Source organism: Halococcus sp. PRR34, from assembly GCF_028617175.1.
In the GTDB taxonomy this organism is placed as follows: Archaea; Halobacteriota; Halobacteria; order Halobacteriales; family Halococcaceae; genus Halococcus; species Halococcus salifodinae.
In genome coordinates this window covers 36546-53638 of the sequence record NZ_JAQJDA010000011.1, presented here as the reverse complement: position 1 = coordinate 53638, position 17093 = coordinate 36546, and the positions used below count along the sequence as shown (strand labels likewise).

Annotated in this window: 7 protein-coding genes; 5 read left to right on the top strand and 2 right to left on the bottom strand. The window is 54.3% G+C overall.

Annotation, left to right across the window (positions count from 1 at the left end; all coding sequences use genetic code 11):
* The first annotated feature begins 177 nt into the window (after nucleotides 1–177).
* The 5 genes from PHA81_RS13495 to PHA81_RS13475 all read left to right on the top strand — a co-directional run bounded on the left by PHA81_RS13495 (nucleotide 178) and on the right by PHA81_RS13475 (nucleotide 15481).
* Nucleotides 178–3603 carry an Eco57I restriction-modification methylase domain-containing protein gene (locus PHA81_RS13495; RefSeq protein ID WP_273837143.1) on the top strand — a complete coding sequence of 1142 codons (3426 nt, stop codon included), beginning with the start codon at nucleotides 178–180 and terminating at the stop codon, nucleotides 3601–3603.
* Nucleotides 3596–6958: a helicase-related protein gene (locus PHA81_RS13490; RefSeq protein WP_273837142.1), complete on the top strand. Its 3363-nt coding sequence runs from the start codon at nucleotides 3596–3598 to the stop codon at nucleotides 6956–6958. Before PHA81_RS13495 ends, PHA81_RS13490 begins: the two co-directional genes overlap by 8 nt.
* A 556-nt stretch (nucleotides 6959–7514) precedes the next feature.
* Nucleotides 7515–9617, top strand: a complete 2103-nt coding sequence (locus tag PHA81_RS13485) for a DUF262 domain-containing protein (protein WP_273837139.1) — start codon at nucleotides 7515–7517, stop codon at nucleotides 9615–9617.
* Nucleotides 9618–9938: 321 nt separating this feature from the next.
* A complete protein-coding gene (locus PHA81_RS13480; RefSeq protein ID WP_273837137.1) occupies nucleotides 9939–12593 on the top strand; it encodes a PD-(D/E)XK nuclease family protein in 2655 nt (884 codons plus the stop codon).
* A complete protein-coding gene (locus PHA81_RS13475) occupies nucleotides 12590–15481 on the top strand; it encodes an ATP-dependent DNA helicase (protein WP_273837135.1) in 2892 nt (963 codons plus the stop codon). Before PHA81_RS13480 ends, PHA81_RS13475 begins: the two co-directional genes overlap by 4 nt.
* Nucleotides 15482–15535: 54 nt before the next feature.
* Here PHA81_RS13475 and PHA81_RS13470 read toward each other — a convergent pair whose 3' ends face one another.
* Nucleotides 15536–16558 carry a PIN domain-containing protein gene (locus tag PHA81_RS13470; RefSeq protein ID WP_273837134.1) on the bottom strand — a complete coding sequence of 341 codons (1023 nt, stop codon included), beginning with the start codon at nucleotides 16556–16558 and terminating at the stop codon, nucleotides 15536–15538.
* A complete protein-coding gene (locus PHA81_RS13465) occupies nucleotides 16558–17028 on the bottom strand; it encodes a CRISPR-associated ring nuclease (protein ID WP_273837132.1) in 471 nt (156 codons plus the stop codon). The genes PHA81_RS13470 and PHA81_RS13465 overlap by 1 nt, the downstream gene beginning before the upstream one ends.
* Nucleotides 17029–17093 lie beyond the last annotated feature (65 nt).

Below are 17093 nucleotides of genomic sequence, written 5' to 3'. Positions count from 1 at the left end.
GACAGGGCTATATACATTTGCGTTGGGAGCTGGGAACGGTACTCAGTGTTCGCGGGCTATCGGGCGACTAACTGAGGACCGTGATACTCTTAGTGCACGAATCATTTTCTGGTGGCCCTACCCAATTGATGAAGTTCGGGGGTTCTGGACCGGGGGTCAGAAAGGAGTACCTTCTGGATGCCAAAGGATTGGATCGGGGAACCAATGGGATTTGCCAAGGCTATAAATGAGGATGGGTCGAAGAACGATCAAGCAAAGATGTCTGTTCACAATCCTATTGAAAGTCTCGCTTCTATTGAAACCGGTAGCGATCTAATCAATTACCTGCTTGACTCAGACGGGTTGAACTATAGCTCCTTTGTGGAAGTACCGAGCGGCATTAATCGGAACCAGGGTCGAAACGACTGGTATGAAGCACACCTCATTGATGCGGATAGCAAAGGCATCATTCGATACATCGAGTTAGGAGCATCTGGAGACAGTCCTTCGTTTAGCGAACTGAAACGACAGCTGAAACGCCATGGTAGCCCTATTGACGAACTCTTTACCGTTATCGCATATCGGAACTCCGACGAAGGGCCGCTAACAAGTCCATTACACGACGAGCTCACGTTCCTCTATATTGAAGAACAGTTCTCTTCGGAAGACGTAGAGGTCACATTCGATCTCAAATACTTTACTATCGAAGGGTTTGATGTCGAGCCAGCCTATATCGACTTTGTTGAGGATATTGCTGTAGGATCCGGACAAGGCAGAACAAGTCTTGAACGGCGTATCGAGGATGTCTTCTCAATCCGGGAAATCGCTCGAAGTTTCTATGAGGAGTTCGGCCAGCTCTTTCGAGAAACACTACAGGACGCTATCCATGGGTTAGAAGCGCCAGAAGAAAATCTCAATGCGTACACACGAACGGTTGTTAACCGGGTTCTTTTCCTTTTGTTCATTGAGGAGAAAAAATGGCTTAACGATGACACTGATTATATCGAGAACAAGTACGAGGCCGCAAAGGAAGACGAGACTATGCATGTCTACGACGATTTTTTCGAACCACTATTTTTCGAAGCACTCTCGGATACAGCGGCGACTGATTACGGATTCTTGGGGCAGATTCCGTTCTTGAATGGTGGGCTATTCGAGCGACGCGGTATAGAAACGAATGTTCGTATCAGCGAGGAGTTTTTCGATGAGCTTCTGAGTCCTGAAGAGGACGAATCAGGCGATCCGAAGGGGTTCCTTCGCCGGTACAAGATCTCGCTTCGTGAGTCGAACCCCAGCGAACAGGAACTCGTCGTCGACCCGGAATTCATCGGGCGTATCTTCGAGATGTTCATGCAGGAGGACGAGCGTTCAGAGGTGGGCGCGTTCTACACCCCGAAGCCTATCACCGCCTACATGACGAAGAACGCGCTCAAACAGCACCTGCTGGGACAAACCGGCATCTCCCACGAAGAGGCTGTGTCACTGGTTAGTGACCACACCGCCCCCGACTCGCTCAGCGAGGACCTGATCGAGGACGTCGACAACGCTCTTCGGTCTGCGACCGTACTGGATCCGGCAGTGGGCAGTGGCGCGTTCATCATCGCCATGTTGGAGGAGCTCGTCGCGGTCTCGGAAGCACTTGATGATAGTACTGACGACGACCGAAGCCGATTCCAGTTGAAAGAAGAATTCATCGCGGACACGCTCTACGGTGTCGACATCGACGCTGGCGGTATCGAACTGTGTAAGTTCCGTGTCTGGCTCCACCTAATGCAGGATCTCGACGTGGACCACGACGAGTTCCTTGATTCTAACGAAGAGTTCGCACTGCCCAATCTCGGATTCAAGTTCTTTGTCGGAAACAGCCTTGTCGGAGAGCATGACCCAACAAACGTCGACGCCCAGCAAGCCACCCTAACGGGGGGTCTCGACGGCACACTCGAAGAGATTCACGAGGTTAGGACCCAATACCAGACCGCACACGGTGGTGAAAAGGATCGACTTGCCGAGCGCCTCGAAGAACTCACAGACGAGTTGAATACCCAATTAGCTGTCGAGCAGAGTAGCTGGATGGCCGATGTTGCCGAAGAGACGGACGAAACCTTTGCGTGGACGTTAAACATTCCAGAGGTCATTCTTGACGGTGGGTTCGATATCGTAATCGGCAATCCACCGTACGAGGGGCAATCTCAGCAGGACTATATTGGAGAGCTGGCACGCTTCTACGACGAGAAGTATGACTTCTACAAGACCATTCCACGGATGCGGCATGACCTGTATCAGAAGTTCAATATCCGGGGGTGGGAACTGACACGGGAAGGTGGAGTACTGTCATACATCACCAGTAATACGTTTTACACCATCGGGTCCAAGCAGACGACGCGGCAATTGCTCCAGCGGAACCAATTACTCGATTTACTAAGAGCGAATCCTGACACATTCGATGCAACGGTCGAACCTGCGATTTTCGCATTGCAAAAACGGGACCCAGAATTATCACATAAATTCAATTATATCGACGCCTCAGAAACAGAGATTCAGGAGTATCGGTCGTTTGTTCGGGAATTAGACGCCTTCGAGTCAGACACTGAGAGAGTCAAACCGCTCGACCTCCGCGATTCATCTCGCGGGTACCGTGTCCGACTCCAGATCTACAAAGACACGCTTCGGAGCGCATTCTTCGAGCCGACAGAAATGAACCTGAGACTCCATGATCAATTTATGTCCAGGATTAAGGGCCTTGCTGAGGAGTGGGAGTCTGAGTTACAGGACGTGACGACATTGAAAAATAATGCGGGGAAAATAACTCGAAATCATATCTCAGAATTAGACGAAGGTGATGTCTCTATAATTGGGCTACTAACTCTCGGAGGACAAGGGCTGACAACTGATAAAAATGCCAAGTACATGTCATTTTTAGAAGGGACTGAGGAGGCCGAAGAGTTAGCCAATCGAAATCCCGATTTCGAACTAAACGAACGGAATGAAAATGAGTATAAATACCTCGACAGGGTTATCACCAAAGACCGGGTTGCGGATCCCAGTAACCTTACTTCGCATGAACAATTAAACGGAATCGATAGTTCGGAGAAAGCTACGTGGGTTCCCCTTGAAAAGGGATTCCGTCAGTCAGATCTATACTACAAGTCCAAAGTCCAATACATAAACTGGTCAAAAGAGTCACTTCAGGAGATTCAAAGTCACAGGAACGGAATTCTGAAAAATATTGACTACTACTTCGAACCCGGTGTCTTCATTTCTAGAGGTGGGTTTGCGAACCTCCGGGCACGATACACGGATAATCGGGCTATAGACGCTACTGGAAGTATTTTAGCACCAACTGACCGACAAAAGCTGTCCGAAAAGTATCTTACTGGAATCCTCAACTCAGAGGTACCCATCCACATCACCGAGAATTTCATCAATTCGACCGGAATGGAGACCGCCGACCTCCGTCTAATTCCCATCCTCATCCCGACTGAGGAACAACGGGAGAGCGTCGAGACGCTGGTCGATAGAGCGATTGAGTCCCAGCGAGGGAACCGATCGGAGTCCCTTGAATCAATTCAGACAGAGGTTGAAGAGATTGTAGAGCAAATTTATCAGGTGGACCTGGATGAGTGACCTAGACTGGTCCAGCTATTCAGACGTCCTCGACAACCGCGAATATGACGTCGCCGCGCGAGCGAACGCCATTGCGCCTGAAGCCGAGACCGTCCGAATCGCCGTTGGCTACTTCTATCTCGGCGGTTTCGATCTTCTGAAGGAGAATCTACGAAGGGCCGAACGCGTTGAGATCCTCATCGGAACCGATACCGATCAGCGTACCATCGATGAACTGGAACGTGGGTTCGCTGACGACCTAGATGAGTACGACCGCACTGAGGCCCAAGAGGGAATCAATCGACTTTATGAACTCATTCAGCAGGACAAGGTGGATGTACGGGTGTACGACGACAGTCGTTTCCACCCTAAGCTCTATCTCTTCGAACACCCGGCGGGTTCTCCGGACCTCGGACGGGCGATTATCGGCTCTTCAAACCTCTCTGCTAGCGGCCTCCGAGGTAACGTTGAGCTGAACGTCGAAAAGAAGGACAACAACACCATCCGGTATCTCGGCGAATGGTTCGGGGAGATTTGGGAGGAGGCCAGCGAATTCGACAAGGACCTGATGACTGCCGCGATAGAGAAGTCGCAGTTCGAAGACGACCTGCCGGACATCTCTATAGGAGAAGGCGAAACATCGGTCGCCGAGGTGGAGACTATCTCTCCGTACGAAGCAACGAAACGGTTTATCGTTGAGCAATTCTCCCGAGACGTCCGAGAGGGAACCCTACTCCAAGACATTACTGGCGATTACGAAGAACAGCTCGCGGCGTTCCAGCAGGACGCGTTCAGAGCAGCTCGTCGCCCGCTCGAAAAATACAATGGCGTCGTTTTAGCAGACAGCGTCGGACTCGGCAAGTCATATATTGGAGCTCCTCTTGTACAGGAATACACGAGTTCCCGTGACGACGTTCTCATCATCGCGCCCAAACGGCTGGAGCAGATGTGGATGCGGGAGCTCCTTGATGCGGACACAGGAGAGTTCCCGACAACTGCCGAGAAAACGTTCATCAGCTTTAACAAACTCTCCCGACTGTCTGAGAAGGAAATCCAGCGGCTCCGTGGAGTTGATCTAATTCTCGTCGACGAAGCTCACAACCTTCGAAATACTGGAACACAGCGCTACGACAAGCTCCAGTCAATCGGTCGAAAGGGCAAGAAGTTCGTGATGCTCACTGCGACGCCGATCCACAACTCCGTCCGAGATGTAGACAATTTGATCAAGGTGTTTGCCGACGATGACGACTTCGATATTGAACTGAAGGGTCTGTCACCGAGCGAGATTTTCAAACAGTACGACCGGATCTCCAGCGAAGAAGACAGATCTTCAAGCACTCAGAATCGGATTTCGAAGCTTGAAGAGCTCATCGAGTCGATGATGAGGGAGGTGATTATTTCGAGGGATCGCAAGTATATCCTCGACAACTACGAAGATATCACCATCGGAGACCGGGCCATTAGTGTTCCTAAGCGAGAGCCCCGTCTCGTCACACCCGATGACCCTCGCCTTGACGAACTCTATAGCGACATCGTCGATACAGTTATCGGGCCAGATGACTCCGAGAACTCCGGACTGAACATTCCTTACGTTAGCGCTGATCGGTATGACGCTGACGGAGACGAAGAAGAGGAGCTAATCATTGAGTACCAGAATGCGAGCATTCTGATGCTCATCAATCTCCTCAAACGTCTTGAGAGCAGCCTTGCCGCATTCGAGAGCTCTGTTGAACGACTTATGAAACGAGAGCGCATCACACGCCACATCGCTACTGGTGACTTGGATGATGCGCAAAACCGGAGTGACGCCGTCGAGCAGATACGAGATACATTCGAGGACGATTTCGCCAAAGATGTTGATTTTGAGGATGTCGCAGAAGCCCTCAATAGGGTCAGCCCATCGAAAAGGGACGAAATTGTAGCAGACATTGACGAAGACCTTCGAGAATTGGATCGTATAAGACGACAAGCACAGAATGCACTTCAGACCAAGGAAGACGGGCGCACTAAAGACGCTAAGGCGGAACGCCTGCGTGGATTAATAGACCGAGAGCTCTCGGAAGAGAAGGTTCTCATATTCAGCCAGTACGTACCCACAATTACGCATCTCTTCGAGCAACTGACCGGCGAGAATCCAGCGTACACCAACGTTGCTACGCTCGGTCAAGATCCGAGTAATCCAACCGTCGGATACGTCCACGGGGGCGGTGGGTTCGATGAGCGAGTGGTTGAACGGTTTGCTCCAGAGGCTCAAGAGACCGATGTTTCTCCTAATGAAGAGATTGACATCCTGTTCGCTACCGACGTACTTGGGGTCGGACAGAATCTCCAGGATGCACGAGTCATCGTGAACTACGACCTCCACTGGAACCCGATGAAGATGGAGCAGAGAATTGGGCGTATAGACCGCATCACAACGCGGCATGACGAACTGTGGATATACAACTTTGCTCCGACGGGCGATCTACGGAAGCAGCTCGGACTTGTCGAGCAGATTCAAAAGAAAATCGAACGTATCGCTAATACGTTCGGAAAAACTGCTCCCATCTTGGATACTGCTGAAGAGCAGGTACACAAGACGCTCTTCACCCTTGAGCGACTTGATGAAGGCGGTGCAGAGTTTGGAGATGAGGGGTTAGAGGGTATTGGGTCGAAGTACGACGACCTCAGAAACGTCGTTCGGGAATTCTGTGAGGAGAATAACGTCGATATCGAGGAGCTCCGGGAAACCTACGATGCCGTCGAAGATAGGTCGAAGCCGCAGTATTTTGTCCCCCCTGGTGAAGAAGGATATGTCTCACTCGCACACCTAGAACACAGCAGTGGGCGCACGGAATGGCGAACCACTATCTTCGATTCGGATCGAGTACAAAGCACCACAATCGGGGAACAAACGGTCTTCACCCAATTCCCACGGCTGGAGACAGATGAAGTTCGAGTGTTCAAGACGATTTCTTCTCCCGATACTACTCGCCACACGATCCCCGAAGATGACTTTGAGGAGTTGAAATCCTTCGTAAGTGAGCTGGGTACGCCGAGTACATGGCAAAACGACATTCTGAGCCGCCAGAGCGGAGATAGGGATGTCGTTACCGATATCAAACAGCTATGTCGGCAGATTGCGGACACCGATGAGGACGTAAGTAGAGAAGCAGGTGAAATTCTCAAACTGCTGGATGATCACGAGATGACTGACTGGGCAGAGGGTCAGTTGCGCACAATACATCGGAGGCGTTGTAGATATGGGACCAACGGTACGGTTCGAAGGATACACCACAAACTCACAGAGGAGATTGAGCTAGTTGAGCCAGAAACCGTTACGGAAGCAGATGTCGCGCTTGCGGGACAATTGGACGACAGCGCATCTGAAACTTGATTGGATACAGTACAGTTCATACTATCAAGGTAGGGGTCCGTGGTCCCTCACAGCTAGATATCTGGCAAGACCAGTAGTTGCGGGGTCAATCCGCGGGAGCACCGACATACTCACACGACGGTCTGAATCCTCTCGGTGAGGTCATCGATTGCCTTGGAAACAGCTTCCAAGTCTGTGAGTCCGGTACGGCTCTATTGAATCCGCAGAGGGCAGCGAGATTCACGGTTTGACCGCCAGTTCGATCCTCATGGCGCTGCTCGGCATCAGTATCTCCCTCGAATTTACGTCTCAGAAGCAATTGCTGTGTTTTCGAAGAGGCATAGAACAGTTCACATGCCCGGCGCATAGCGATCTTGAGCAAGATGAGTGCTATTTTTCGAGATGATGGTCTGTTCTCGAATCTCGGTTTCCCCCATCACGCCGTCCATGCGAATCGTTCTATGACATCCTGTGTATACAGAGAGGCAACTCCACAACTAAGCCCCAACCCGAGGAGTTTCATGGGGATCGAACCTCGACGGTATTCTTTTCATCGTCCGCTACGGTTTGGCCTCTAATGCAGATTAGCAAGCTTCTGGATCAGGTGGAAGCGAACGCGATCGTTCTCCCAGAATTCCAGCGTGAGTATGTTTGGAAAGAATCGCAAGCAAAGGAGTTGATGAACTCGCTATTCAAACAGTACCCCATCGGTGGGCTACTGACTTGGTCTACAGAGAACCCGCCAGAGATAAAGAACGACGCTATCGATGAAGAAAAGCACGGTCTCTTCGAAGTTCTACTTGATGGACAACAACGGTTGACGGTGCTCTATATGTTGATTACTGATGACATCCCGCCCTACTACCAGCCAGAAGACATCAACACTGACCCCCGAGATTTGTATTTCAACGTTGATTCTGGCGAATTCCATTTTGAGAATAAGATGACCCGTGATGGAACTGAATGGGTTCCAGTCCCGGATGTTTTTGCGGGCGATATTAGCCCAATCACGATCGCTCAAGAGAAACTCGGCACTGATCACGATGGTTTCGTCGAGCTATCGCAACATTATGAAGAACAGCTGAACCAGCTCAAGAAAATCACGAATTTCGATGTCCCGGTTGAGACACTGCCCAAGTCAGCCGATGTTCATCAGGCAATCGACCTCTTTGATAAGATCAACTCTCAGGGGACGCATCTGAGCGATGCAGAACTCGCGCTAGCTCATATGAGTGCTCAGTGGCCTCATATACGGCGAGAAATGAAAGCGAAACAAGCACAACTCGCGGAGGAAGGCTTCGACTTCAACCTGAATTTCTATGTGAAGACGATGATTGGTACTTTGACCGAGACTATGACTTATGAGAATGTGTACGACCTCCCGAGAGAGCGGTTGGAGAGTCAATGGGAGAAACTTGCTGAAGAAGATGGGATCTTCGATTACGTGATTAATGTGCTCAAAAATGAAGGCCATATCCCTAGCTCGAATTATATTAATACCCGAGATGTTCTCATTCCGTTTATTGTCTTTCTGAACAAGAAAGACAAGCAAATCACCTGGGAAGAAAAGCGGGAGTTTCTCCGCTGGATGTACGCCGCAATGATGTGGACTCGCTACAGTGGGTCCTCTGATAGTACCGTTGAGCACGATCTATCGCTGCTCGATACCGAGTCGCCAACAGATCACCTTATGCAGGGGATTCGAGATGATCGTGGTCGAATTGAGGTGCAACCTTCCGACTTGGAGGGAAGGGGAAAGCGGACTCGACGATTCTACAATATGGTTCACATTGTAACTCGTGCGCATGATCCGGTCGATTGGAAGACTGGCGCTCCACTTACTGGCAGTTTTAATCTCGAGTCTCACCACATCTTCCCGAAAAGCAAACTCTACGACGTGTACGACTCGGGCAAATCTGAGGATAGGAAGATTGTCAACGAAATTACCAATCGTGCGTTCCTCACACCAGAAACCAATCAAAACCTCATCAAAGACAGACTACCAGAGGACTACCTCCCGGAAGTTATTGAGGAACACCCGGACGCTCTTCAATCCCAGTTCATTCCGAACAAACCTGAGCTATGGCGTATTGAAAACTACGAAGAATTCCTCGCTAAACGGCGACAAAACCTTGCAGACGCGATTAATGACTATATGGACGACCTCCAAATCGGGACAGCAGAAGATGGACGAGAGAATGTCAGTGATCTGATTGAGAAGGGAGAAAATGCCCGGATTGAGTTTAAAGAAACCTTCCTCTACGACGTCTATCAAGAGCAACCCAACAAAGCGTTGAAAGCGGGAGTCGCCAAGGAAATCGCATCACTCGCCAATACTGAAGGAGGAGTCGTGATTATCGGGGTGGAAGACGGAACAAAGGAAGCCAAAGGTTTGGAGCGCGATCTGAATTTGATGTCCGATGGTAAGGATGACTTTGAACTCCAACTCAACCGTGAAATCAACAACCGTCTCGGTCACATGATGGCGAGCGCGTATACGGAAGTCGGATTTGAGCCCGTTGATGGCGAAGAAGTCTGCGTGGTCTGGGTAGATGCGACTCCAGAGCCCATGTATTTCGACGGTGAAGATGGAGAAGAGTTCTATGTACGGTCCGGGAGTTCAGCCGAACCACGAACCATACAGGAAGCTCAAGAATATATCGCACGTCATTTCAGTTAGGCAACACCTCGGCAGATTTCGACAGATCTCGACTTGTCATCGGGTATCGTATGTGCCGTCGGCGGTCATCGAGACTCCTCCAAAATGTAACGAGTGAGTACCGTGGTGCTATAGAACTCGACCAGCAAGCGGTGACGAGTAGATGTGTGCTACTGTTTCAGATGAGTTTGGTGCTCTGTATATAGAATTCCAAACTCGCTGCATTTCCGTCTACCTTCGCTATCTGCACACCCTGCTGCTGGCCCTCGATTCAGCAGAGGGCATAGTATCGATCCCTTCCTACCGACAGTTTTAGATTTAGACCGGGTGACCGTTGCGTCAATGACGCTTCAGCGTGCCCGCTCAGTAGACGAACTCTATGCTGAAACACAGGACTACGATCTCGTCCTCACCACCGATGGACCGCTGAGTCTCGCCCTGAACCGACGCCTCGACCACCCCCGATTAGGCCGCTTTGCCGCCACACCACGAATGCTCGCTTCGGGCGAGTTCACCGCACAGGACCAACGCTCGCTATTTCTCGATCTCGTCACCGAAACCGCCCTGAGCTGGAAGCACGCCTCGTATCTCGTCGACAACATCCTCCAGAGCTGGGAGGAGACCGGCGATATCGATGCTATCCTCGATTACGACCGCTACGACACCAAACCAACCCGCGAAGCCATCGACGTCATTCAACAGGCCGAAAGCTCTCACGCCGACCTCGCCGAGTACACCATCGACGACGATCTTGATGTGGCGGTGATCGGCGAAGCACAGTTCACGACGCTCGACTGTACGATCCTCCCCGATGACTACGATACCATCAACCCATTTGCGGCGGATGCATTCGATCTTCCCGAATTCTCACTGTTCGACTCGACGACTGCTATCGTCGAGACAGTCACCGACGCTACCTCCACAGACAACGCCGAAGACGTCGCCGTAGTCATGGATCGCGGAAGTGAGTACCCGTCACTCATCGAATCAGCGTTCGAATCCACCGACATCCCTTACTACGGCGGACCGGGCTTCGTGGACAATACCCGCATTCGCACGTTCCTCAGACTCCTCCGCAGGGCACTCTCAAGCAACAGCCTCCGGCTGAGCGACGTTCGCCCCATCCTCACAACGATCGACATCGATCCGCCAGTCAAACACGATCAGAAGCGGCTTCGAAGCCTCGATCGGCCCGAGCTGGATCAGTTACAGACCTTCTGCAGCACTATCAACGACCACACCGTCACTGAGGCACTTTCGACCTACGAGACGTGGTGCGACGAATCGTTCACCGACCTCCGCAACGAACTCCGCCGACTCGGCCTCTTGGAGCAACCAGTCACCGACACAATCCTCGACGATCTCGATTACTACTTCCAATCGTTCGATGTCCCCACCGACGAAGAACAGGAGGGTGTCCTCCTCGCTTCGGCCACCTCCGCAGCGTACGTCGACCGACCAGTGGTCTTCTACCTCGGATTGGACGCCGGATGGACGCACTCAGTCCCCGACAAACCGTGGGTCGATGCCGATCAGAAGGATCGCGAGTACCTCCAACAGTTCCAGGTGCTCCTCCAGAACGGTGTCGAACAGTACTATCTCGTCAAGGACACAGAAGCCGGCGAGTCGATCACGCCCTGCCTCTACTTCCACGACCTCCTCGATCAAGAGTTTGACCGCTTCAGCGATCTTCCACACGTGCCCTACAGCCGACGCTCACCCAGCCAAACCACGACTGGCTTCGAGAAACAGTCCATCACCACTTCATCTGATACCGTCGAAACGATCAGCCAGTCCTCGCTGAGCACGCTCGTAAACTGCCCGCGGGACTACTACTTCGACGACCTCGTTGAGGGCCCGGATCGCGACTACCTCCAGAAAGGGAACCTTTTCCACGACTTCGCGGAGTTCTACGTCAACCATCCCGACGTGGTCGACACAGCAGGTACCGATACCATCGTTGGCATCATGCGCGATGGAATGGAGCCGTACGTCGACGACCACGATCTCGCGACGCTCGAAAGCGAACTTCGCGTCGGCATCGACGCCATCACCAGATATCTCGACGAGAACCCTCCCAAAGTATCGACGTATGATGCCTACACGAACCCCGGCTGGGGCAATCGCTTCGCCGAACACTTCGGGCAGACAATCGACTCGCCGATCACCGAACGATGGTTCGAGAACAGCGCACTCGGCGCTAAGGGTATCATCGACCTGATTCACACCCCGAGCCAGCTCCTCGATTACAAGAGCGGGGGTCACAACTCCGCCTCGACGGTCGTGAAGAACGCCCGGATCGATGATATCAGCGACACACCGAACTTCCAGGCGCTGCTCTACCTCGCCCAGCACCGCGATGAGCGCCCGGACGAACGACTCAGGTTCCGGTTGTTCCACTTCCTTGAGACGCTTGATGATGCGATCACCGCCGATGAACCACCGTCCCTTGACGAGGGAATCACGACCCTGACCTACTATCCAACACCCTTCGAGGAGCACATCCAACAGGAGGCCGCGTTCGAGGCACTCCGCGAGGACGGCTCCAACAAGTGCCAGAAAACCTTCAAGCAGGTCGAGTGCGACACGTATCAATCGTTCCTCGATTCTCACGAAATCCCGGACACCTACGAGAAGGACGAACTCCTCTCCTCGGCGTTCGCAGACGCCCTCACCGAACTGATGAAAACCGTTGTTGGCGACTACAAGTACGTCGAGACCGGATGCAACCAAGCGCTCCGTCAACTCCTCTCCATCCGCACCCAGAACTACTTCGCACCCGAGGTTGACGCCTTCGAAGAGTTCCTCGACGAGCGTCTCGATACACTAAACGACTGGCGGGAGTCGCGCTTTCCGATCGCGACCGAGCTCGCCGGCGAACCGAATTTCGATCGTGTCGACCACCGCGACCTCCTGCTGACTGACGAATCCGCTCAGTCGCCCAGTAACACCCCTTCACTGGCCACTGGTCTCGACACACGGGAGGGCGATCAATGACAGATACAGCGATCTCGCCGAACGACCAACAACAAGAGCTGATCGACGCGACCGAAGGCACGTACCTCGTCGACGCAGGTGCTGGCACGGGCAAGACGTTCACCGTTACCCGACGCTACGCAAACATCCTCGATCAGGACGACATCGAACCGGAGGAACTCCTCTTGCTGACGTTCACGAACAACGCTGCCGAGGAGATGAAAGACCGGATCGTCGCCCACTGTGATTATGGTATGGCGGCGCTGCGCGACGCTCCGATCAGCACGTTCCATAGCCTGGCCCACGATATCCTCCTTCGGTACGGGTTCGAAGCGCCACAGATCCTCGGGATTGACGACCGCATCACCTCCTCTACGCAACTGCTCAAAAACGAGGTCATCGAGAACGAGCGCTTCCGAGAGTTCGTTGCGCGGTTCGTGCGCGAGCATCCCGAGTACGAGGACTACTTCCGAATCCTCTCGGACGAGTCGTCGCTGTTGGGGCTGATCAAACAGCTCGCCTCGAAAGGCGTCTTCCCGACCCGCGAGGGCTGGTTCCGTCACGGCGAGCGGTATCTGGAGGGCGACCTCAAGGAGTTTCAAGAGTGTTTCGCCGAGGCCAACGCTCCAAACGAGGGCGCAAACGGGCCAACGCAGTCCGATCTCCGCAGCAAGCTCGGGCGCTACGGTCGGAACAAGTGCTACCTGCCCGAGGCCCCCGGAAAGACCGAACTCCGTGGTGGCCGAGGGACGAAACAGATCGACGCCGAATGGGCCGACCGGGTCTTCGAGGAGGATCGCTCGGAGCTGAAGCAGTTCGTCCACGACATCTACTTCGAGTACATCGAGTTCGCTCTCGGGCGCAACTACCTCAACTTCAGCTTCCTCTTGCTATTCGCGTTCGCGCTACTCTGTGAGGACCACGACCTCCGCGAGGGGCTGGCGTTCGAGTACACGATGATCGACGAGTTTCAGGACACCAGCGAGATTCAGTTCAAGCTCGCCCTCCTGCTCGCTGGGACCGATGATATCTGCGTGGTCGGCGACTGGAAGCAGAGCATCTACTCCTTCCAGTACGCCTCAGTGGATAACATCCGTCACTTCGAGGAGCGGCTCCAGACGTACAAGAGCGAGCTCAACGACGACGCCGAGCGTGTCGGCTACGCTGTCGACAACGTAACCGAAATTCCACTCGTTGACAACTACCGCTCGACACAAGCGATCCTTGACTTCTCGGAACACAGTCTGTCGCTGCCGGCGACGGACAGCGATGAACCTGCTGTCGAGGATATCGACTCGCTTGTGGCTGATTCGAACCGCGAACACTCCCGCATCGAAGCCATGACCGGCGAGGACGAGCACGAAGCGCTTCTGGATCGGATCCAGGATGTCGTGGGCAACGCCGAGTACGAGGTTACGGACGAGGATGCCGACGACGGGCTGCGTCCCCCAACCTACGAGGATATCGCGATCCTCACCCGGACGCGGCGGTTCGGTCGCGAGTTCCAGAAATGTGCTGACGACTATGGGTTCCCGGTCGCCTACGAAGGGGGTGTCGAGTTGTTCACCACCGACCAGGCGTTGCTGTTGCTCGCGTGGTTGCGGATTCTCGAAAACGATGCCGACCGAGGGTGGGCGGTCGTCCTCGAACGCGCCGGCTACACGCTCGAAGAGGCCAGAAAGGCCCTCGATACCGAGGACTATCCGTCGAACATGCTGGCGTTTCGTGACGAGCTGGCGGCCATCGAAACCGTCGGTGGGATCGCTCGCCGAGTGTTCGATCGGTACGGCTTCGAGGACGCCTTTGCCGACACGCTCGTCACCACGCTCGAAGGGGTGTTTTCGAGCACGCACATGAATCGTGGCGAGGTCATCCAGTTCATCGAGCGGAGTCTCGATGCCGGCAGCACCCACGAGGTGGACGACAGCCCCGGCGCGGACTCCATCACTGTCCAGACCATCCACGCCGCGAAGGGTCTCGAACACCCCATTGTGATCCTCGCAAACGTCAACCAGCACAATTTCCCGCCCTCTGGAGGTGGCGGCGACGCGATCCACTACGGCGATATCAAGGGCCTTCGCCAGACAAAGCAATACTCGACCGTTCACGACCTCCCGCACGTGTACCACAGCTGGCGACACGACGTCCGCTCTGCGTGCCTCTCACGCGAGTACGACGAGGAGCGCCGGCTCATGTACGTCGCCATGACGCGCGCGAAGGACCACCTGCTCTTCTCCGCCGGCAGTTCGCCGAGTGCGCTCTTCGAAAACCTACCGCTCGAACCCGAAGAGAGCACGCCGGACGTACAGCCGGCTGACGGTGGCGGCACAGTACAAAGTCACCTCCAGATCGCCATCCCGGAGCGAGAGGGGCCCGTGAGCCAATCACCGCACACGCTGATCGACGACAGCGTGTTCGAAGACGTCACCGACGGGAAGGGGTCCGAATTCGGCCGGCGAGTCCATGAGTTCGCCGAACGCTATGCTGAAGGCGAATCCGTCGAACCGGAGAGCGGTGAAGTCGAAGACGACGAGCGTCACATCAAGGCGTTTCTCGACTCGTGTGAGGGCGACCTGCGCGTCGAGGAGCCCGCCTACTTGCCGCTGACCGTCGATGACGAGGGGGTGTCGATCTCGGGAGTGATCGACCTGCTCTGCGTGAGGCCGGACGAAGTGGATATCGTCGACTACAAGACCGATCGCGGTCGGCACGCCGAATCCGAATACCGCAAGCAGGTCAGTGTCTACTATCACGTCGTTGCTCAGTGCTTCCCGAATCGAGACGTCTCGGCCAGTATCTTCTACACCGAGGACGGAATTCGGATTCCAGTCGATCCGCTGACTGAGGACGAACTCGTCGCGCTCGTGCGAGCGGAAATGGCCGCTTCGAGTGCCGCAACAGCCGGGTGAGTACGATCCGAAGTCCCTGAGAATCGCTTGGTTCGACGGCACAGGAGCGTGGCACTACATCTGCTCGTGAGCCTCAATGATGGCGATGTCGCGTTCGATCAGCGGCTCGACCTTCGGGCTGCGACAGTCGAGTTTGAGCGCTTCATCGTGCCAGTCCATCCCTTCTTTGCCCTTCCAGACGCCGTAGAGCGTCACTTTCGGGAGTGAGAGCACGCCGAACAGGACGGACAGTACGTAGAGGGTATCCTGAATCGCGTCCCACGAGGTCGTCACCTTGCGCGGCAGTGCCGAGGGGAACTCGACACGCTGGGCGAGAATCCGGTTGGCGTGGGCTCGTTCGATGAAATCGCGGTCGTTGCTGAACAGCATGACGTCCTTGCGGCCCTCGTTCTGGAATGAGGCGTAGCCATCGACGATGGATTCGTCGCCTTCGTCGGTCGGGACCTCCTCGGCGTACCGGCTGTCACGCAGCCGCCGGTAGTAGTTCTCGCCGAGTCGTCCCTCGCGACTGGAGCCGGCAGGCTGGTTCCAGAGCTCTTCGAAATCCGCACTGAATGCCTCGGTGACTGACTGCGTATCGCTTCGCTTGTGGCCCCATTCGAGTTCGTCGAGCACACCCGTAGCGAGCGCGAACCCGTTCACAGCCGACTGCTCGTCGGACTGGAGACCGAGTACGTCCGCGATGCGCCATGGAACGAGATTGGTGTCAAAACCAGCGACGAGCGGCCTGTGGCCCGCATTCAGATCCCGACCGCCGTTGGTGGTGAGAAAACCGTGGATCTCATCTTGGTTGGCTGGTTCGAGCAGGCCGCCAGCGACGAACGCACTGAGATATGATCGCCGGTCAGGGAGTTCGCTAATCGCGGGTTCGCCGTACTGGCTATTGACCTTGCTTCGTGCGTTAGCGTATTCTTTGAGATCCGTCGTCAGTCGGACGGTCGTCTCGCCCGAATCGTCGAACCCGATCCGGAACAACTCCCCGACCTCGTCGCTCGGATGTTCGACTGGAATCGTCGTCGTCCCGGTGTCGTAGAGCGCATTCAGAAGAACGGTCAGATGGGGACGGGTGAGCTGCATTAGAGCACCTCCGTAAAGTCGTAGAGACGCGACTTCGTTCGTGGGATGGAGGGATAGAGCCGACCGCGAGGCGTATCTTCTAAGTAGAAGTAGTAGACGTGATCGGCATCGTAGCGCATCCCGGTCGCGAACGCGAGCGCGGACATGAACTTCCGACCAGGTGTGAAATCCACGGCGACCTCACCGTCGTCTTCGTGGACTTCTTCGATCGCCTCCCTCGTATGGGCGTAGAGCCGATCGAAGTCGAGTTCGCTGTCGATCGAGGTTATCCGGATGTCCAGTTCATCACCTTCGTACGCATCGACGATCTCCGTCGCCAGATCGACTGCCCGGGCGACCTCGTCGGTGACCTTTGGATTCTCAATAATGTACAGTCGATCGGGAACGAACCCCTTGTGACAGGCAGCGTTGATCGGGTTGACTATCGCTTCGAGCGTCGTCGTCCCGTTAGTGACCCATCCTGTTACCATACGACCGACTCTCGGTCGAGGTACTTGATACCGTGGGGCAGTCGCCTCCTTCGTGTTGGTCGGTT